Consider the following 18,800-nt stretch of genomic DNA (forward strand, 5'->3'; position numbering starts at 1 on the left):
GCCGCAATGACCCGCTCCGAAAAAGGCCGCCATCACGAACGTCACGATCCGCACTGGGTGGAATGGCTGACGGGCATCCTCTCCGCCATCCTCGTCATCGGCATGCTCGGCTGGATCGGCTGGGAGACCGTCACGCGGGAGGCGACCCCGCCGGACCTGACCGTCCGGGTGCTGACGACGGAAAGGACGACGGCCGGCTACCGCGTCGCCTTCGACATCTACAATACCGCCACCACGACCGCCGCCGCCGTCACCGTCGTCGGGCGGCTTGCCGACGGCGGACGGGTGATCGAGGAGAACCATGTGATCTTCGACTACGTCGCCGCCGAATCGAAATCGGCGGGCGCGCTGCTCTTTGAGAACGATCCCGCGGGCCGCACCCTCGACATCCGCCCGGCAGGCTATACCGAACCGTGAGCAAACAACGCCAAGACGCGGAAGAGATTCGCGAAAACGGAACCAATATCGCCGACGGGGATTGAGCAGGAATGAATGCGTCCGTGTCCGGCGATGAGGAAGGACATGGCTCACCTGCAAGGCCCGATCCATGGACACATCCCTTCTCATCCTGCTGACAACCCAGGTTCTTCTGCCGCTCTTCTTTCTCCTGTGGCTCTGGTTGCCCCGGCCGGCCGACAGGCTCGGCTGGGCCATGCGGGTGCTCTACGGCGCCTGCTATATCGCCTTCATCGCCGTCATCGGCCGCTGGGATTTCCTGAGTTCGGCGCTGGAGGTGGTGCTGCCGCTCGTCTTCATCGCCTGCGCAGTCCTCTCCTATGCGCGCCTGCGCGCCCGGCCGTGGAACAGGGCCCGCTCGATCCTGCGCACGCACGGTTTCACGGCGGCGATGGCGATCTTCTTCCTCGCGCTCACCGCCCGGGCGCTTTCCGGCTACGGCTATCGGGAAACCTCGGTGGACCTCGCCTTCCCCCTCGGCGCCGGCACCTATTATGTCGGCCAGGGCGGCAGCGCCTCGCTGATCAACAATCACCATGGCAACGAGAGCCAGCGCTACGCCCTCGACATCGTGGCGCTCGATGCCTTCGGCGCGCGCGCGAAGGGCCTGATGCCGACGGCGCTTGCCGACTACGCCATTTTCGGCCGCGAGGTGAAAAGCCCCTGCACCGGCCTTGCCATCTCGATCCATGACGGCATCGCCGACAACCGCATCTCACAAACCAACATCGAGGAGCCGGCCGGCAACCACGTCATCCTCGCCTGCGGCACGGCGCGCATCCTGCTCGCCCATATGGAAAAGGGCTCCATCTTAGTTGCGGGCGGCGAGATCGTCTCGCTCGGCCAGACGCTCGGCCGCGTCGGCAATTCCGGCAATTCCTCCGAGCCGCACCTGCATATCCACGCCTATGTCGGCGGCACGCGCGACTACGACGACGGCGTCGGCGTGCCGATGACGTTCGACGGGCGCTTCCTCGTGCGCGGCTCGACGGTCACGGTTCCGCAGCCTACCCCTTGATCAGCTCGAACCAGCCGTCCTCGTCGATCACCTCGACGTCGAATTCCTTCGCCTTGTCGAGCTTGGAGCCGGCGCCGGGGCCAGCGACGACGAGGTCCGTCTTCTTCGACACGGAGCCGGCTACCTTGGCGCCGAGCCGCTCGGCCATGGCCTTCGCCTCGTCGCGCGTCATCTTCTCCAGCGAGCCGGTGAACACCACCGTCTTGCCGGCGACGGGGCTGGAGCTGACGACCACGGCCTCGGCCGCCTCGGGCGTCACTTCCTCGAGCAGCCGTCCGAGCACGTCGAGATTGCGCGGCTCCTTGTAGAATTCGACGATGGCGCGGGCGACGACCTCGCCGATGCCCTCGATATTGTTGAGGTCGTTCCACGCCTCGCCGGAAAGCCCCTCGGCCTCCTTCATCGCCGTCGCGAAGGCCTCGTAGGTGCCGTAGGCGCGGGCGAGCAGCTTGGCGTTCGTCTCGCCGACATGGCGGATGCCGAGCGCATAGATGAAGCGGTTGAGCGCGATGGAGCGGCGGGCGTTGATCGCATCATAGAGCTTGCGCACGCTCACCTTGCCGAAGCCGTCGATGTTCTCCAGCTTCGTCAGCGACGAGGCCTGGCGCTTTTCCAGCGTGAAAATGTCCGGCGCGGTGCGGATCGTCAGCGACGGGTCCTCGGCCTCGAAGAAGAAGTCGACCTGCTTGGCGCCGAGCCCTTCGATATCGAAGGCATTGCGCGAGACGAAGTGCTTCAGGTGCTCCACCGCCTGCGCGCGGCAGACGAAGCCGCCGGTGCAGCGCGTGACCGAATCGAGCCGGCCCGTCTTCTCGTGGCGCTCGCGCACCGCATGGCTGCCGCAGACCGGGCAGGTCTTCGGGAATTCGTATGGGTGCGCATGCGCCGGCCGCTTCTCCATCACCACGTCCAGCACCTGCGGGATCACGTCCCCCGCCCGCTGCACGATGACGGTATCGCCGACGCGGATGTCGTGATCCTCCTCGCGGATGCGCTCGCCGCTGTTGCCGATGCCCTCGATGTAATCGGCATTGTGCAGGGTGGCATTCGTCACGACCACGCCGCCGACGGTGACGGGCGTCAGCCGCGCGACCGGCGTCAGCGCGCCGGTGCGGCCGACCTGGATGTCGATCCGCTCCACCGTGGTGAAGGCCTGCTCGGCCGGGAACTTGTGCGCCGTCGCCCAGCGAGGCGAACGGGAGCGGAAGCCGAGGCGTTCCTGCAGCGCCAGCTCGTCCACCTTGTAGACGACGCCGTCGATATCGTAGTCGAGGTCCGGCCGGGCAAGGCCGATCTCCCGGTAGTGGTTGATGATATCGTCGACGCGGAACAGCCGCTGCGTCATCGGATTGACGGGGAAACCCCACGATTTCAACACTTCGATCATGCCGTACTGCGTATCGGCCGGCATGGCCGACATCTCGCCCCAGGCATAGGCGAAGAAGCGCAGCCTCCGGCTCGCCGTCACGGCGGCGTCGAGCTGGCGCAGCGAGCCCGCGGCGGTGTTGCGCGGGTTGACGTAGGTCTGCCTGCCCTCGGCGGCCATCTTCTCGTTGAGGGCGAGGAAGTCGCTCTTGGCCATGTAGACCTCGCCGCGCACCTCCACCACCGCCGGCACGCCGGCCGGCAGGCGGTTCGGGATTTCCGCGATGGTCAGCACGTTGGCCGTCACGTTCTCGCCCGTCGTGCCGTCGCCGCGCGTCGCTGCCGTCACCAGCCGGCCGTTCTCGTAGCGGATCGACATGGAAAGCCCGTCGATCTTCGGCTCGGCGGTAAAGGCGATCGAATCGTCCGGCAGGCGGCCGAGGAAGCGGTAGACCGAGGCGACGAAGTCCCGCACGTCCTCGTCGGAGAACGTGTTGTCGAGCGAGAGCATGGGCCGCGCATGGGTGATCGGCGCGAAGGTCGCAAGCGGCGCCGAGCCGACGCGGCGCGAGGGGCTGTCGTCGCGCACGAGCGCGGGAAACCGCGCCTCGATTTCCTCGTTGCGCCGCTTCAGCGCGTCGTAGTCCGCATCCGAGATCTCCGGCGCGTCCTGCCCGTGGTAAAGCTCGTCGTGCCGCGCGATCTCGGCCGCCAGAAAGGCAAGCTCGGCCGCGGCCTCTTCTTCGGTCAGGGTCTCGACGGGGGACTTCGCGTTCGCCATGGCATGCTCCGGATTTCGGAGTCGTTTTAGAGCAAAGCTGGCGAAAGGAAAGATGGATGGCGGTGGGATTGCCCCTCATCCGCCTGCCGGCACCTTCTCCCCGCAAGCGGGGCGAAGGACGATGCGGCGCCGTATTGCCATTCAGGAATGTTCGGGAAACCAGAGCGGCATAAGCCTTCGCCCCGCTTGCGGGGGAGAAGGTCGCGGCAGCGGGATGAGGGGCTAGCCTGTTCCTACCCCCCGCCCGAAAGCAGCCGTGCCGCAGCGGCCCTTGCCTCGTCCGTCACCGAAGCCCCGGCGAGCATGCGGGCGATCTCCTCGGTGCGGGCGTCGTCGTCCATGCGGGCGACGCGGGTGGCGACGGTCTCGCTGCCCTCGACGGGCCCCTTGGAGATGAGAAGGTGCGTCGCGGCCCGCGCGGCGACCTGCGGGGCGTGGGTGACGGAGAGCACCTGCACGGTGGAGGAGAGCCGCTTCAGCCGCTGGCCGATGGCATCGGCCACCGCGCCGCCGACGCCGGTGTCGATCTCGTCGAAGACGAGCGTGGGCGCCGAGCCGCGGTCGGCGAGCGCCACCTTCAGCGCGAGCAGGAAGCGCGAGAGCTCGCCGCCCGAGGCGACCTTCATGATCGGGCCGGGCCGCGTGCCGGGGTTCGTCTGGACGTGGAACTCGACGGTGTCGATCCCCTCCTCCGCGCCGCCCTCCGGATCGGTGGCGATCTCGACGGTAAAGCGCGCGCGCTCCAGCTTCAGCGCCGGAAGCTCGGCCATGACGGCGGCGGCCAGCGCCTCGGCGGCGTGGTGGCGCCTTTCGGAAAGCGAGCGGGCGGCGATCTCGTAGGCGGCGCGCGCCTCGGTAAGGCGGGCCTGAAGCTGCACCAGCTTCTCCTCGCCGGCGTCGAGGTCGGCAAGGTCGGCGATCATCCTGGCGGCAAGCGCCGGAAGGCCGGTGACGGGCACGGAATATTTGCGGGCGGCCGCGCGCAGCGCAAAGAGCCGTTCTTCCGTGCGCTCCAGCTCCTTGGGGTCGTATTCCGTCTTGCGCAGCGCCGCCTCGACGGCCATCTGCGCGTCGGAAAGCTGGTTCAGCGCCTGGTCGAGCAACTCCACCGTCTCTTCGAGCAGCCCCGGCGCCTCGTGGCTCTTGCGCTCCAGCCGGCGCACCAGCGCGGCGATCAGCGGCACGGGCGAGGCATTGCCGTTGAGGAACTCGCTCGCCTCGTTGATGTCGCCGGCAATCCGCTCGGCCTTCATCATGCGCGCGCGGGTTTCGGCAAGCGCATCCTCCTCGCCGTCCTGCGGTGAGAGGACTTCCAGCTCCTCGACGGAGGAACGGAGATAGTCGGCCTCGCGCGCGGCCGCCTCCACCTTCTCGCGGTGGCGGCGCAGCGTGCGCTCGGCATCCTTCCACTGATGGTAGAGCGTGCCGACGTCGCCCGCCGCCTCGCCGAGCCCGCCGAAGGCATCAAGCAGCAGGCGGTGCGCGTCGGTATCGACGAGCGCACGGTCGTCGTGCTGGCCGTGGATCTCGACGAGCAATTGCCCGGCCTGCCGCATGAGCTGCACGGAAACCGGCTGGTCGTTGACATAGGCTTTCGTGCGCCCGTCGGCAGACTGCTGGCGGCGGAAGATGAGGTCGCCGTCGTCGTCGATGCCGTTGTCGCGCAGCAGAAGACGGGCGGCATGGCCCTGCGGCACGTCGAAGACGGCCGTCACCTGCCCGCGCTCGATGCCGTGGCGCACCAGCGAGCCGTCGCCGCGCCCGCCGAGCGCCAGCGAAAGGCTGTCGAGGAGGATGGATTTACCGGCGCCCGTCTCGCCCGTCAGCACGGAGAGGCCCGGCTCGAAAACAAGGTCGAGCCGTTCGATCAGGACGATATCGCGGATCGATAGCTGCGCCAGCATATCGCGTCATATCTCTTGCGTCAGACGCCGATCAGCTTCTTGCCGGCGCGCGAAATCCACGAGCCGGAATTCTCGCGCGGTTCCAGGCCCTTCGTCTGGAGCAGCTTGTAGCTGTCGGCATACCACTTGCTGTCCGGGTAGTTGTGGCCGAGGACGGCAGCGGCCGTCTGCGCCTCGCTGTCGATGCCCATCGCGTAATAGGTCTCGACGAGGCGGGCCAGCGCTTCCTCGATCTGGTTGGTCATCGGGTATTTCTCGACGACGACGCGGAAGCGGGTGGCCGCCGCGATGAATTCCTTGCGCTCGAGGTAGTAGCGGCCGATCTGCATTTCCTTGCCGGCGAGCTGGTCGCGGGCAAAGCGGATCTTCGTCTGCGCGTCCTCGACATATTCCGATTCGGGATAGTTATCGACGACGGCCTGCATCGCCTCGATGGTCTGCTGCGAGGCGCGCTGGTCCTGCGTCACGCTCGGGATCTGCTTCCAGTAGGCAAGGCCGATGATGTACTGCGCATAGGCCGCGTCTTCCGAGCCCGGATAGAGCGAGAGGTAGCGCTTGGCCGCGCTGATGGCCTCTTCGTTGCGGCCCTGGCGGTAATTCGTGAAGGCCAGCATGACGAGCGCCTTGCGCGCCTCGTCGGAGAACGGGTTCTGCCGGTCGACGGCCTCGAACTTGCGTCCCGCCTCGCCGACCTTGCCGGCATTGAGGTTCGCCAGGCCCTGATTGTAGAGCGTGCTGGAAGACTCGGTCTCGCCGGTCAGCTTCGTGATGTCGATGTCCGGATCCGACTGGCACGCCGAAAGACCGATCGAAGCGAAAAGCGCAAGAGAGACAACGCGCGCCGTCTTCTTCACACCAACAGACCCTGCAACAACCATGTGACAATCCCAGTTCAACGGCCCAGTTCAACGGCGCCCAATGCGGACGGGCCGCGCACGCGCCCCGCGTTGTATCTCCAAATACGTGAAGACCGCAACGCCATGGCGGCGCATTAACGCATTTTTATGGCAACCATGTCGGGAAGACGGCAGGGCCGGCCGGCCCCGGCCTCAAAGAGCCCAGGGCGCGAATTCCGGCGCGTTGACGGCGATCAGCTCGCGCTGGCCGGGACGCGAGCGGGCGGCTTCCACCACCTCGTAGGCGGCGGGGTCGCTCAAAAGCGCCTTCAGCGCATAGGCGTTCATCTTGTGGCCGCCGCGATAGGAGCGGTAGCAGCCGATGAAGGGCGCGCCGGCAAGCGCAAGGTCACCCACGGCGTCGAGCGTCTTGTGGCGGACGAACTCGTCCTTGGCGTAGCGCAGGCCCTCGACATTGATCACGGTGTTGTCGTCGGAGATGACGACGGAGTTTTCGAGCGAGGAGCCGAGCGCATGGCCGGAGGCCCACAGCCGCTCGACATCGCGCATGAAGCCGAAGGTGCGGGCGCGCGAAAGCTCGTTGCGGAAGGTCGCGGGCGTCAGGTCGCCCTTCCAGGACTGGCGGCCGATCAGCGGGCAGTCGAAATCGATCTCGACCTCGAAGCGCGTGCCGTCATAGGGCGTGAACTCGGCCCAGGAGGCGCCCGATTCGATGCGGACCGGCTTGATCACGCGGATATAGCGGCGCTTGACGGCAAGCGGGACGATGCCGACCTGGTCGATGGCGTCGATGAAGGGGGCGGAGCTGCCGTCCATGATGGGCATCTCGGCGCCGTGCACCTCGATCAGCACGTTGTCGAGGCCGAGCGCATAGAGCGCGGCCATGACGTGCTCGACCGTCGCGATGGCGGTCGCCGGGGAAAAGCCGAGGACGGTGCAAAGGTCCGTGTTGCCGACCTGCGAGGAGACCGCGCGGTATTCGCTGACGGTGCCGTTGTCGTGTTGGCGCTGGAAGACGATGCCGCTGTCGGCCTCGGCGGGGTTGAACGTGATGGAAACCGCCGCACCGGAATGGACGCCCGTCCCGGCAATCGTCACCGGGTTCATGATCGTCGTCTGGAAACCGAGCATCGTCATCTGTATTCGCCTTCGTCTTGTTGCCGGCACATTCCGCCGGCATTTTCTTTTTATGGCTCAGGAAGTCCCGCGCCGGACGCAAGCGCCCGCCGACTGTCCTGCCGGAACGTCTGGAATGGTTTACTGCTCTCCGGCGATGCCGGCGCGGCGAATCCTGACTGCCCCTTTGCCCAGGCTGAATGTAGTAGGACCCTCACTGTCAGACAAATCACTGTTTCTTTCGCTTTGTTACGCAGTTTTCGGCCTGCAAGCACCTGAAACAAAAGGCGAAATAAAAATGCCCGGATCGGGATCCGGGCATTCTGTGACAAAGTGCGTGAGGCGTCAGTTCGACTGGCGGCGCAGGAAGGCCGGAATCTCGAGCTGATCGTCCTCGCCGAGCGAGCGCGGCTGCGGGTTTGCGCGGCCGTGATCGTCGAGCTGGCCGCGGCGCGGCGCATAGAGGCTGGCTTCCGGCGAGAGCGCGCGGCGCTGCTGCTGGGGTGCCGCCGCCTGCTCTTCGCCATGGGCTTCCTCATGACGGCCGAGCGAGGAGGTCAGGCGACGCAGGAGACCCATCGGGCCGCGCTCCTCGCCGTGCCCGAGGGCCGGCTGCTGGGCTGCGCGGTGATCGATCTCGGCCTGCACGACCGGCGGGAAGTCCTCGATCTTCGGCATGCGCATGGTCTGCGGCTCCTGGCGGATGACCGGAGCGGCCGGCTCGACGCGCTGCTGCATGACCGGGGCCTGCGGAACCGGCTGCTGGACCGGGGCCGGACGCTGCATGACCGGCGTTTCCGCCGGAGCGGCGAAGATGCGGTTCTGCAGGCGCGGTTCCTCGTGGTGCGTGGCGACCGGCTGGACCGGAGCCGGACGGCTTGCCGGGATGGCGAGCTCCCGCTCGAGGCTTTCCTCCGAGGCGCGGATGGCGTCGGCGATCGGATCGGCCACCGGCTGCTGGACGACCGGCTGCTGCAGGACCGGCTGCGGCTGGGCGACGGGCTGCGGCTGCGGGGCAGCGGCGACCGGCTGGGCCTGCGGCTGGACCGGAACGGCGGCGGACGGGCGGACTACCGGCTTGCTGAGGTTGCGAAAGTCAGCATTGCGGGCAGCCACCTCCGAGGCCGCGCGGTCGATACCCGTTGCAACGACGGAAACACGGATCAGGCCTTCGAGCTCTTCGTCGAAGGTTGCGCCGAGGATGATGTTTGCGTCCGGATCGACTTCTTCGCGGATACGGGTTGCTGCTTCGTCGACCTCGAAGAGGGTGAGGTCGCGGCCGCCGGTGATGGAGATCAGGAGGCCCTGCGCGCCCTTCATCGAGGTTTCGTCGAGCAGCGGGTTGGCGATGGCGGCTTCGGCGGCGGCCATGGCGCGGCCTTCGCCCGAGGCTTCGCCCGTGCCCATCATGGCGCGGCCCATCTCGCGCATCACCGAGCGGACGTCGGCGAAGTCGAGGTTGATGAGGCCTTCCTTGACCATGAGGTCGGTGATGCAGGCGACGCCCGAATAGAGCACCTGGTCGGCCATCGCGAAGGCGTCGGCGAAGGTGGTCTTGTCGTTGGCGATGCGGAAGAGGTTCTGGTTCGGGATGACGATCAGCGTGTCGACCGACTTCTGCAGTTCCTGGATGCCCTCTTCGGCAAGGCGCATGCGGCGGCCGCCTTCGAAGTGGAACGGCTTGGTGACGACGCCGACGGTCAGGATGCCCTTGTTGCGGGCGGCCTGCGCGACGATCGGGGCCGCGCCCGTGCCAGTGCCGCCGCCCATGCCGGCGGTGACGAAGCACATATGGGTGCCGTTGAGGTGATCGATGATCTCGTCGATGCACTCTTCGGCGGCCGCGCGGCCAACTTCCGGCTGCGAGCCGGCGCCGAGGCCTTCGGTGACCTGCACGCCCATCTGGATGATCCGCGAAGCCTTGGTCATGGTCAGCGCCTGGGCGTCGGTGTTGGCGACGACGAAATCGACGCCTTCCAGGCCCGCGGTGATCATGTTGTTGACGGCGTTGCCGCCGCCGCCGCCGACACCGAAGACGGTGATGCGCGGCTTCAGCTCGGTGATGTCCGGCTTCTGGAGCTTGATAGTCATTTCAGTGTTCCTTTCGTTTCCGGCCGCTTCGCCCAGCCGGTCTATTCCCAAAACTCGTTGTCGGTCTTTCCCGCCGGCGCGCCGCCGGAAAACCCGTCAGAAACTTTCCTTCAGCCACTGGCCCATGCGGGCGATGCGGCCGTTGCCACCCGTGAGCTGCGAGAGCATGCCGCCCTGCACAGCGTGTTCTTCCAGTTCCGCGACCTGCGGATAGATCATGAGGCCGACCGCCGTCGAAAACGCCGGTCCCTTGGCCGCCGTCGGCAGGCCGGAGACGCCGAGCGGACGGCCGATGCGCACGTTGCGGGCAAGGATGCGGCGGGCCGCTTCCGGCAGGCCCGTGAGCTGGCTCGCGCCGCCCGTCAGCACGATCCGTTTCCCGACGATCGGCGAGAAACCGGAGCGCTGGATGCGGTCGCGGATGAGCTCCAGCGTCTCCTCGATGCGCGCACGAACGATGCGCGAGATGAGCGAGCGCGGCACATGGGTCGGCTGGTCGCGGTCGTCCTCGCCGATCGGCGGCACGGTGATGATGTCGCGTTCGTCGCCGGCATTCGGCAGGGCCGAGCCGTGGACGACCTTGAGGCGTTCGGCATCCTCGATGCGGGTCGAAAGGCCGCGCGCAAGGTCCGTCGTGACGTGGTGGCCGCCGAGCGAGACCGCGTCGGAATGCACCAGCTTGCCTTCGGCGAAGACGGAGATGGTCGTCGTGCCGCCGCCCATGTCGATGCAGGCACAGCCGAGCTCGACTTCGTCGTCGACGAGGGCCGAGAGGCCGCTCGCATAGGGTGTCGCCACCATGCCTTCGACGGAAAGGTGCGCGCGGTTGATGCAGAGCTCCAGGTTCTTCAGCGAGGTGCGTTCTGCCGTCAGCACATGCATGTCGACGCCGAGCACGTCGCCGAACATGGAGAGCGGATCGCGGATGCCGCGCTCGCCGTCGAGCGAAAAGCCCGTCGGCAGCGAATGGAGGATGGCGCGGTCCTGGCGCAGCGACTGCTGGCCGGCGACGGCGAGCACCTTGCGAAGGTCGTTGGCGTCGACCTCCTGCCCGCCGAGGTCGATGGTCGCGGTATAGACGTCGCTCTGCAGGCGCCCGGCCGAGACGTTGACGATCAGGCTTTCGATGGTGAGGCCCGCCATGCGCTCGGCCGCATCGACGGCAAGGCGCACGACGCTTTCGGCCGCGTCGAGGTCGGTGATCACGCCGTTCTTCACGCCGCGGGATTTCTGGTGGCCGATGCCGATGATCTCGACATTGTGCGTGCGGCCCGGAAGGATCTCGCTCTCGGCGCGCGGCGTCAGCCGGCCGATCATGCAGACGACCTTGGTGGAGCCGATGTCGAGCACGGAAACGACATGGGCGCGCTTGGAGGAAAGCGGCTTCAAGCGCGGCAGGCCGAAATGGGAGGAACCGAAAATGCTCATGTGCGCTTCGCTGCCTTCTTCAGCTCCTTGGCCCTCTGCTCGACCGCCACGTTGCGGCGTTCCAGCGCCCCTTCCGTCAGGCGGATGGTCGTGCGGTCGTCGAGGCGCAGGTCCACGGCGGCGATATCGCGCTCCAGGAGCCCCTGCTCGCTTTCCAGCGTCGCGAGCTCATCCATGGCGCGCGGCACGTTGTGCTCCGGCAGCTTCACGACGATGCCGTTGTGGAGCTGGAGGTCCCAGCGCCGCCCGGCGACCCGGATATAGGCCTTCACCCGCGACTTGATGTCCGGCCAGCTGTCGAATTCGGCGGCAAAGCCGGCGGCGGCCGTTTCCGCGTCGCGGCCGACGAAGAGCGGCAGCGTGGAGAACTTGTTGTCGCGCAGCGGCGCGATCACGCTGCCGTTCTTCTCGATCAGGGAAAGATCTTCGCCGTGCTGCCAGATCGCGAAGGCCTCGCGCTCCTTCAGCGCGATCTCGATCGTGCCGGGATAGACCTTGCGCACCGAGACGTCCTCGACCCAGGGCAGCTCGGCAAGCTTGCGGCGGGCCTCGTTGACGTCGAGCGCGACCAGCGAGGTCGTGCCGTCGAGGTCGAGGCGCTCGAGAATGTCGATCTCCGAGGTCTCGCGGTTGCCCGAAACCTTCACGTCCTCGATGGCAAAGCCCATCGCGGTCGTCGAGGCTTCGGCAAAATCCTGCGAATGGCCGCCGAGGGACATGCCGTAAAGACCCGTCGCGCCGAGGAACAGCGCGGTCGCGACGCTGCCGGTGTGGCGCGGGATATGGATGCGGCCGGCCGCAAGGCTGACGAGGAAGCGGACGATGCGGCGCAGCGGGCGCGGCAGCACGCGGCCGGCTTCCGCCTCGGCAAGCCCGGCGGGACGCACCCTCGTCTTTCTGACGCTCAACGCAAGCACGACGCGTCCTCCACCATCCAGCTCAAGAATTCACCAAAGGAATGGCCGGCATGGACGGCCATTTCGGGCACCAGCGAGGTCGGGGTCATGCCGGGCTGGGTGTTGACCTCCAGCCAGATAAGCTCGCCATTCTCGGAGAAGCGGTCGTCGTAGCGGAAGTCGGAACGGCTGACGCCACGGCACCCGATCGCTTGATGCGCCTTGAGCGCGAGTGTTTGTACTTTTTGGTAAATATTCGGTGAAATCTGCGCCGGGATGACGTGTTTCGAGCCGCCCTTCACATATTTGGAATCGTAGTCGTAGAAGGCGTGCCCCTGCGGGATCACCTCGGTGACGCCGAGGGCGACGTCGCCCATGACGCCGCAGGTGAGTTCCCGGCCGTAGACGTAGCGCTCCACCATGACGGCATCGCCGTAGCGCCACTCCGAGGAGGTGATGATCTGCGGCGGATGCGACTGGTCTTCCTTGACCATGACGACGCCGAAGGACGAGCCCTCGCGCACCGGCTTGACCACATAGGGCGGCTTCATCGGATGGGCCGAGGTGAAATCGAAGCGGTTCATCAGCCGCTGCTCGGCGATGGGAATGCCGGCGGCCCTGGCGACGATCTTCGCCTGCGCCTTGTCCATCGCAAGTGCGGACGCAAGCACGCCGGAATGGGTATAGGGGATTTCGAGATATTCGAGGATGCCCTGGATGGTGCCGTCCTCGCCGAAGGGACCGTGCAGCGCATTGAAGGCGACGTCGGGCTTCAGCTCGGCAAGGACGCTGGCGACGTCATGGCCGACATCGACCCGCGTGACCCTGTAGCCGACGGCCTCCAGCGTGTCGGCGCAGGCGTTCCCCGAGGAAAGGCTCACCGGCCGTTCCGACGAAAAACCACCCATCAGCACCGCGACATGCTTTACGCTCATAGAACCCTCGACTGAATTCCGCACTCTGTTCCCCGTCGCTTGCGCGGACCTGATCGGTTCCGGATCCGACTCGGCGAGCGAGGTGGGACCACTAGAGCCTGATTAAGGTTAATGAAGCGTTTACTTTCGTTAACCCGGCCCGGCGCGGAACGAATTTTCCGGGCGCCGAATCAAGGAACGCTTCGATTCTCCTTCTGGAATCAGAGAGTTGAGCCTGACGCAAGGGGAAGCGTCGCCGAAAGGCGCCTGTGCCGCCGCAAGACGCGAAAAGGCCCAGCCACGGCGGAGCCCCGTTCAAACGCACGGATGAGCCCGGTTCAGCGCGCCTCGCCGACCGCCTTCCAGACGAGCGCGCCGATCACCGCGCCCGCCATCGGCGCCACCCAGAACAGCCAGAGCTGCGAGAGCGCGCCCGTCTCGGCGAAGAGCGCAAGGCCGGTCGAGCGCGCCGGGTTCAGCGAGGTGTTGGTGACCGGGATGGAGACGAGGTTGATCGCCGTCAGGCTGAGGCCGATGGAGATCGGCGCGAAGCCCGCAGGCGCGCGGTCGTGGATCGAGCCGAGGATGATGAAGACGAAGAGGACCATCAGCACCACCTCGGCCACGAAGCCCGCCGTCAGCGAATAGCCGCCCGGCGAGAGCTCGCCATAGCCGTTCGCGCCGAAGCCGCCCGCCACGAAGCCGGCCCTGCCGGAGGCGACGAGGTACAGCATCGCCGCCGCCGCGGTCGCGCCCGCCACCTGCGCCAGCGCATAGGGCAGCACATGGCCGGCGGGGAATTTTCCCGCGACGGCCAGCCCCACGGAGACGGCAGGGTTCATGTGGCCGCCGGAGACGCCGCCGATCGCATAGATCATCGCCATCAGCGCGATGCCGGCGGAAAGCGAGATGCCGACGATGCCGATGCCGATCCCGGCGAAGGTCGCGGCCAGTATGCCGCTGCCGCTGCCGATGAAGATGAGCCAGAACGTGCCGATGAACTCGGCGGAGAGTTTCCTGAACATGAATGCCCCCAACTGGAGCCCCGCACGGCAGGGCCCGGCCGCGCGGCTGGCGCGGCTCCAAACGGTTTTCGATGGACTTGCCTGTTGGGGGAGAGGGAGTGCGGGCGCCCTCCGGCGGCGCCGAACTCCCCAGCAAGGAGAGAGAATCAGGCCGTTGCGCGGCCGAGGAATTCCTTTACCTCATAGCCCGGCATGAAATTGCCGAGACGCTTGATTTCCCATTGCAGCACGATGCCGGAATGCTCCAGCACGCGGCTGCGCACGGTTTCGCCGAGATATTCCAGCTCGTAGCCGGTCGCCTGCCCCGTGTTGATCATGAAGTTGCAGTGCATCGGCGACATCTGCGCGCCGCCGATCATCAGCCCGCGGCAGCCCGCCTCGTCGATGAGCTTCCAGGCCGAATGGCCTTCCGGGTTCTTGAAGGTCGAGCCGCCCGTCTTCTCGCGGATCGGCTGGACGGTCTCGCGGTGCTGGCGCACGGCGTCCATCTTGGCGCGGATCTCGTTCTTCTCACCCGCCTGCCCCTCGAAGACGGCATGGGTGAAGATGAGATCGGCGGGCGCTGCGGAATGGCGGTAGGTATAGCCCATGTCCGCATTGGAAAGCACATGCCGCTCGCCCTTGCGGTCGACGGCGTGGACTTCCACCACGAGGTCCTTGGTCTCCCCGCCATTGGCGCCGGCATTCATGCGCAGCGCCCCGCCGATGGAGCCGGGAATGCCGTAATAGAACTCGAAGCCGGCAATGCCGTGGTCGAGCGCCATGGCGGCGATGTTCTTGTCCGGGCAGATCGCGCCCGCCTTGATGCGGTTCTCGCCGGCAAGCTCGACATCGCCGAAGCCCTTGGCCGAAAGGCGGATGACGACGCCCGGAATGCCGCCGTCGCGCACGAGGAGGTTCGAGCCGACGCCCGTCACCGTCAGCGGCACCTCTTCCGGCAGCAGCTTGAGGAAGGTCACGAGGTCGTCGACGTCGTGCGGGTGGAACATCAGCTCGGCAAGGCCGCCGGCGCGGAACCACGTCACGCGGTCCATCGGGGCATCCGGCGTCAGGCGTCCGCGGACCTCCTTGATGCCCTCGCCCAGCGACGCCAGAAGTTTTGCCCCGTCAACCGTCTTCATGCCACCTCACCCGAAATGCCTGCCAGTTCCTTCGGCAGCGCCTGTGCCCAATAGGTGATGCTGCCAGCGCCCAAGAGAACCACGAAATCGCTGGGCTTTGCAATGCCGGCGACGGTGGAGGCCAACGCCTCCGGCCCGGAAAGGAAGCGTGCATCGCGGTGGCCGGCGGACTTGATGCGGGAAACCAGCTCTTCCGCGCTGACGCCCTCGACGGGGTCCTCGCCCGCCGCGTAGATCGGCGCGATCATGATCGTGTCGGCATCGTTGAAGCAGCCGGCGAATTCCTCGAAGAGGCTCGCGACGCGGCTGTAGCGGTGCGGCTGGTGGACCGCGATGATCCGGCCGGAGCAGGCTTCGCGCGCCGCGCGCAGCACTGCCTTGATCTCGACCGGGTGGTGGCCGTAGTCGTCATAAACACTGACGCCGCTCCAGCTTCCGGTGAGCGTGAAGCGGCGCTTCACTCCGCCGAAGCTCGCAAGCCCCCTGGCGATTGCTTCCGGCGCGATGCCGAGGCGCTGGGCGACGGCGATGGCGGCCGTGGCGTTGGAGACGTTGTGGCGGCCGGGCATCGGCAGGCGCAGGTCCTTCAGCGAGATCACCTGGCCGGTGCGGCGGCGGCGAATCTCCACGTCGAAGACCGACGTCGCGCCGTCCATGCGGATGTTGGAGAAGCGCACGTCGGCCTGCGGGTTCTCGCCGTAGGTGATGACCTTGCGGTCCTCGATGCGGCTGACCATCGCCTGCACCTCCGGATGGTCGAGGCACATGACGCCGAAGCCGTAGAAGGGCACGTTCTCGACGAACTGGCGGAAGGCCGCGCGCACGGCATCGAAATTGCCGTAGTGGTCGAGATGCTCGGGGTCGATATTGGTGACGACGGCGATGTCGGCCGGCAGCTTCAGGAAGGTGCCGTCCGATTCGTCGGCCTCCACCACCATCCACTCGCCCTCGCCCATGCGGGCATTGGTGCCGTAGGCGTTGATGATGCCGCCGTTGATGACGGTCGGGTCGAGCCCGCCGGCTTCCAGGAGCGTCGCGACCATCGAGGTCGTCGTCGTCTTGCCGTGCGTGCCGCCGATGGCGATGGCATTGCGGAAGCGCATCAGCTCGGCGAGCATTTCCGCACGGCGCACAACCGGCAGCAGCTTTTCGCGCGCCGCGATCAGTTCCGGATTGTTCTTCCTGATGGCGGTGGAGACGACGACGACTTCCGCATCGCCGAGATTTTCCGCCTTGTGGCCGACGAAGACCTCGATGCCCTTGTCGCGCAGGCGCTGCACGTTGGCGCTGTCCGCCTGGTCGGAGCCCTGCACGCGATGGCCGAGATTGTGCAGCACTTCGGCAATGCCGCTCATGCCGATGCCGCCGATGCCGATGAAATGAACGAGCCCTATGCTCTGCGGCATCTTCATGGCCGTTCTCCCTTGAATTCTGCGATCGTCTTTCCGCCCGCAATAGCCTCAACCATCGAGGCGAGCAAGCGCGCGGCGTCCGGTTTGCCCGCCTTTCTGGCATTCGCGGCCATCGCCGCCATGCCCGAAGGATCGTGCATCGCCCTGGAGACGATGCCGGCAAGGCGCTCCGTCGAAAGCTCGGACTGCTGGATCACCTTCGCCCCGCCGCCGGCGGCAAGGGCTGCGGCATTGGCCGCCTGGTCATGGTCGAGCGCGTGCGGATAGGGCACGAGGATCGACGGCCGGCCGATCACCGAGACCTCGGAAACGGTCGAGGCGCCGGAGCGACTGATGACGAGATGGGCATGGCCGATGCGCGCTGCCATGTCGGTGAAGAAGGGCGAGACCTCCGCCGGGATGGCGAGATCGGCATAGCTGCGCACCACCTCGTCGCGGTCTTCCGGCCGCGCCTGCTGGGTGATGACGAGCCGCGCCCGGTCCTGCGGCTCCAACGCGGCAATGGCGGAGGGAATGGCCTTGGAGAAGAACTGCGCGCCCTGGCTTCCGCCGAAGACGACGAGGCGGAACGCCCCCTCCGCCGAGGCTTCGTAGGGAATGCCCGCGGCCTCCAGCACGGCGGGGCGCACGGGATTGCCCGTCGTCACGGTCTTGTCGGCGTATTGGCCGCCCGTCTCGGGCAGGAAGCCGCCGGCGATCGCCTTCACGCGCGCGGCGAGCGCCTTGTTGGCGCGGCCCATGACGGCATTCTGCTCGTGGATTATCGAGGGAATGCCCATGCCGGTGGCTGCCAGCAGCGGCGGCAGGGTCGGATAGCCGCCGAAGCCGACGACGACCTTCGGCTTCAGCCGCGCCAGCAGCCGGCGCGCCGCCCGCATGCCCCGCCACAGCGTGAAGAGGGATTTGGCCACGCTGACCGGATTCTTCGAGCCGATGGTCGCGGAGGGAACGACATGGATCTCGTCGGCGGGGAACTTGCCGGCAAAACGCTCGGCGCGGCTGTCGGTGACGAGATGCACCGCCCAGCCGCCGGCCTTCAGCTCATGCGCCAGCGCCTCCGCCGGAAAAAGATGGCCGCCGGTGCCCCCGGCGGCAAGAAGAACGATGCCCTTGTCCATTTCAAACCCTTATTCGGCCGGCGCCACGATACCGCTGCGGAAGAGGCTGCGCTCGGAGGCGCGCTTTTCCGGCCGGTGGCGGGTCAGCGCCAGGATGAAGCCGGCGGTCACGCAGATGGCGATCATCGAGGAGCCGCCGTAGGAAATGAGCGGCAGCGTCATGCCCTTGGCCGGCAGCAGTTCGAGGTTCACGCCGATATTGATCATCGACTGGATGCCGATCTGCAGGACGAGGCCCGCGACGGCGAAACGGGTGAAATCGTTGCGCTCCTTGAAGGCATGATTGAGGCCGCGCATCACCACGAAGGCGAAGATCGCCACGATGACCATGCAGAAGACGATGCCGAACTCCTCCGCCGCGACGGAGAAGATGAAGTCGGTATGGCTGTCGGGGATGATGCGCTTGATGATGCCCTCGCCCGGCCCCTGGCCGAACCAGTCGCCGCGGATCAACGCCTCGCGGGCCGTGTCCATCTGGAACGTGTCGCCCTCGCCCGTCATGAACTTGTCGATACGCGCGGCGACGTGCGGCAGGAGCGTATAGGCCGTCAGCAGGCCGCCGGCCCCCGCGCCGCCGAGCACGATGATCCACAGCCACGGCATGCCGGCCATGAAGAACATGCCGCCCCAGACGGCGGCGGTCAGGATCGTCTGGCCGAGGTCGGGCTGGGCGATGAGGAGCGCAGCGACGATGCCGAAGAGGATGATGGCGAAGAGGTTGCCGGGGATTTCCGGCTGGCGGGCGTGTTCGGCGAAGAGCCAGGCGCAGACGATGACGAAGGCCGGCTTCATGAATTCCGACGGCTGGACGGAGAAGCTGCCGATGGAGATCCAGCGCCGCGAGCCCTTGACCTCGACGCCGAAGAACAGCGCCAGCACCATGGCCCCGAGCGAGAGGATGAGCAGGATCATCGCCGCCCGCCGCACCTGGCGGGGCGTAAGGAAGGAGATGCCGAGCATGACGGCGATGGCCGGCAGGAGGAAGAGCGCATGGCGCTTGACGAAGTGGAAGCTGTCGAGGCCGATGCGCTCGGCAACCGCCGGGCTCGCCGCGAAGGACAGCATGAAGCCCACCCCCATCAGGAGGATGAAGGCCGCCAGGAAGAAGCGGTCTATCGTCCAGAACCAGTCCGCAAGTGCACCGCGTTCGGCTCGGCTAACCATGATCAAATCCCTTCGTTGAGCGGTATCGGGCTTTCGTCTCTCCTCCCCCTCCCTCCGTCATCCTCGGGCTTGACCCGAGGATCCACGCGGCACCCGCGGCGTGAATGGATCCTCGGGTCAAGCCCGAGGATGAC

The 18,800-nt window shown here is 66.8% G+C and carries 15 protein-coding genes; 2 read left to right on the top strand and 13 right to left on the bottom strand.

The window, feature by feature from the left end; genetic code table 11:
• Positions 1 to 6 precede the first annotated feature (6 nt).
• Together ACZ5TO_RS10125 and ACZ5TO_RS10130 are read left to right on the top strand one after the other, a co-directional pair.
• Positions 7 to 417: a TIGR02588 family protein gene (locus ACZ5TO_RS10125; RefSeq protein WP_464797982.1), complete on the top strand. Its 411-nt coding sequence runs from the start codon at positions 7 to 9 to the stop codon at positions 415 to 417.
• A gap of 130 nt (positions 418 to 547) precedes the next feature.
• Positions 548 to 1,474, top strand: coding sequence for a M23 family metallopeptidase (locus tag ACZ5TO_RS10130; RefSeq protein ID WP_464797983.1), 927 nt, complete (start codon positions 548 to 550; stop codon positions 1,472 to 1,474).
• Here the strand turns inward: ACZ5TO_RS10130 and ligA are convergent.
• From ligA to ftsW, 13 genes are all read right to left on the bottom strand, one after another.
• Positions 1,464 to 3,620: an NAD-dependent DNA ligase LigA gene (gene ligA, locus ACZ5TO_RS10135; protein ID WP_464797984.1), complete on the bottom strand. Its 2,157-nt coding sequence runs from the start codon at positions 3,618 to 3,620 to the stop codon at positions 1,464 to 1,466. The two genes, ACZ5TO_RS10130 and ligA, sit on opposite strands and share 11 nt — an antisense overlap.
• A gap of 233 nt (positions 3,621 to 3,853) precedes the next feature.
• Positions 3,854 to 5,524 (bottom strand): DNA repair protein RecN, encoded by a 1,671-nt coding sequence (recN, locus tag ACZ5TO_RS10140; protein ID WP_464797985.1) that lies wholly within the window; start codon positions 5,522 to 5,524, stop codon positions 3,854 to 3,856.
• A gap of 20 nt (positions 5,525 to 5,544) precedes the next feature.
• Entirely contained in the window at positions 5,545 to 6,402 is an 858-nt protein-coding gene (locus ACZ5TO_RS10145) for an outer membrane protein assembly factor BamD (RefSeq protein ID WP_184140168.1), read from the bottom strand.
• A 171-nt stretch (positions 6,403 to 6,573) separates the two neighbouring features.
• Entirely contained in the window at positions 6,574 to 7,518 is a 945-nt protein-coding gene (gene lpxC / locus ACZ5TO_RS10150; protein ID WP_210308632.1) for a UDP-3-O-acyl-N-acetylglucosamine deacetylase, read from the bottom strand.
• Between the two features lie 324 nt (positions 7,519 to 7,842).
• Entirely contained in the window at positions 7,843 to 9,588 is a 1,746-nt protein-coding gene (gene ftsZ, locus ACZ5TO_RS10155) for a cell division protein FtsZ (RefSeq protein ID WP_464797986.1), read from the bottom strand.
• 96 nt (positions 9,589 to 9,684) lie between these two features.
• A complete protein-coding gene (gene ftsA / locus ACZ5TO_RS10160) occupies positions 9,685 to 11,016 on the bottom strand; it encodes a cell division protein FtsA (RefSeq protein WP_184140172.1) in 1,332 nt (443 codons plus the stop codon).
• Positions 11,013 to 11,933: a cell division protein FtsQ/DivIB gene (locus ACZ5TO_RS10165; protein ID WP_184140174.1), complete on the bottom strand. Its 921-nt coding sequence runs from the start codon at positions 11,931 to 11,933 to the stop codon at positions 11,013 to 11,015. The genes ftsA and ACZ5TO_RS10165 overlap by 4 nt, the downstream gene beginning before the upstream one ends.
• Complete coding sequence (locus tag ACZ5TO_RS10170) at positions 11,921 to 12,847, bottom strand: D-alanine--D-alanine ligase (RefSeq protein WP_184140176.1); 927 nt, start codon at positions 12,845 to 12,847, stop codon at positions 11,921 to 11,923. Before ACZ5TO_RS10170 ends, ACZ5TO_RS10165 begins: the two co-directional genes overlap by 13 nt.
• Before the next feature lie 317 nt (positions 12,848 to 13,164).
• Positions 13,165 to 13,851 carry an aquaporin Z gene (aqpZ, locus tag ACZ5TO_RS10175; protein ID WP_464797987.1) on the bottom strand — a complete coding sequence of 229 codons (687 nt, stop codon included), beginning with the start codon at positions 13,849 to 13,851 and terminating at the stop codon, positions 13,165 to 13,167.
• Between the two features lie 146 nt (positions 13,852 to 13,997).
• Positions 13,998 to 14,972 (bottom strand): UDP-N-acetylmuramate dehydrogenase, encoded by a 975-nt coding sequence (murB, locus tag ACZ5TO_RS10180; RefSeq protein ID WP_464797988.1) that lies wholly within the window; start codon positions 14,970 to 14,972, stop codon positions 13,998 to 14,000.
• Entirely contained in the window at positions 14,969 to 16,384 is a 1,416-nt protein-coding gene (gene murC / locus ACZ5TO_RS10185) for a UDP-N-acetylmuramate--L-alanine ligase (protein WP_464797989.1), read from the bottom strand. The genes murB and murC overlap by 4 nt, the downstream gene beginning before the upstream one ends.
• Positions 16,381 to 17,502 carry an undecaprenyldiphospho-muramoylpentapeptide beta-N-acetylglucosaminyltransferase gene (murG, locus tag ACZ5TO_RS10190; protein ID WP_464797990.1) on the bottom strand — a complete coding sequence of 374 codons (1,122 nt, stop codon included), beginning with the start codon at positions 17,500 to 17,502 and terminating at the stop codon, positions 16,381 to 16,383. Before murG ends, murC begins: the two co-directional genes overlap by 4 nt.
• 9 nt (positions 17,503 to 17,511) lie before the next feature.
• Positions 17,512 to 18,666, bottom strand: a complete 1,155-nt coding sequence (ftsW, locus tag ACZ5TO_RS10195) for a putative lipid II flippase FtsW (protein WP_184140187.1) — start codon at positions 18,664 to 18,666, stop codon at positions 17,512 to 17,514.
• Between the last annotated feature and the right edge of the window lie 134 nt (positions 18,667 to 18,800).

The sequence above is a fragment of the Shinella sp. Sh6 genome (genome assembly GCF_055392685.1).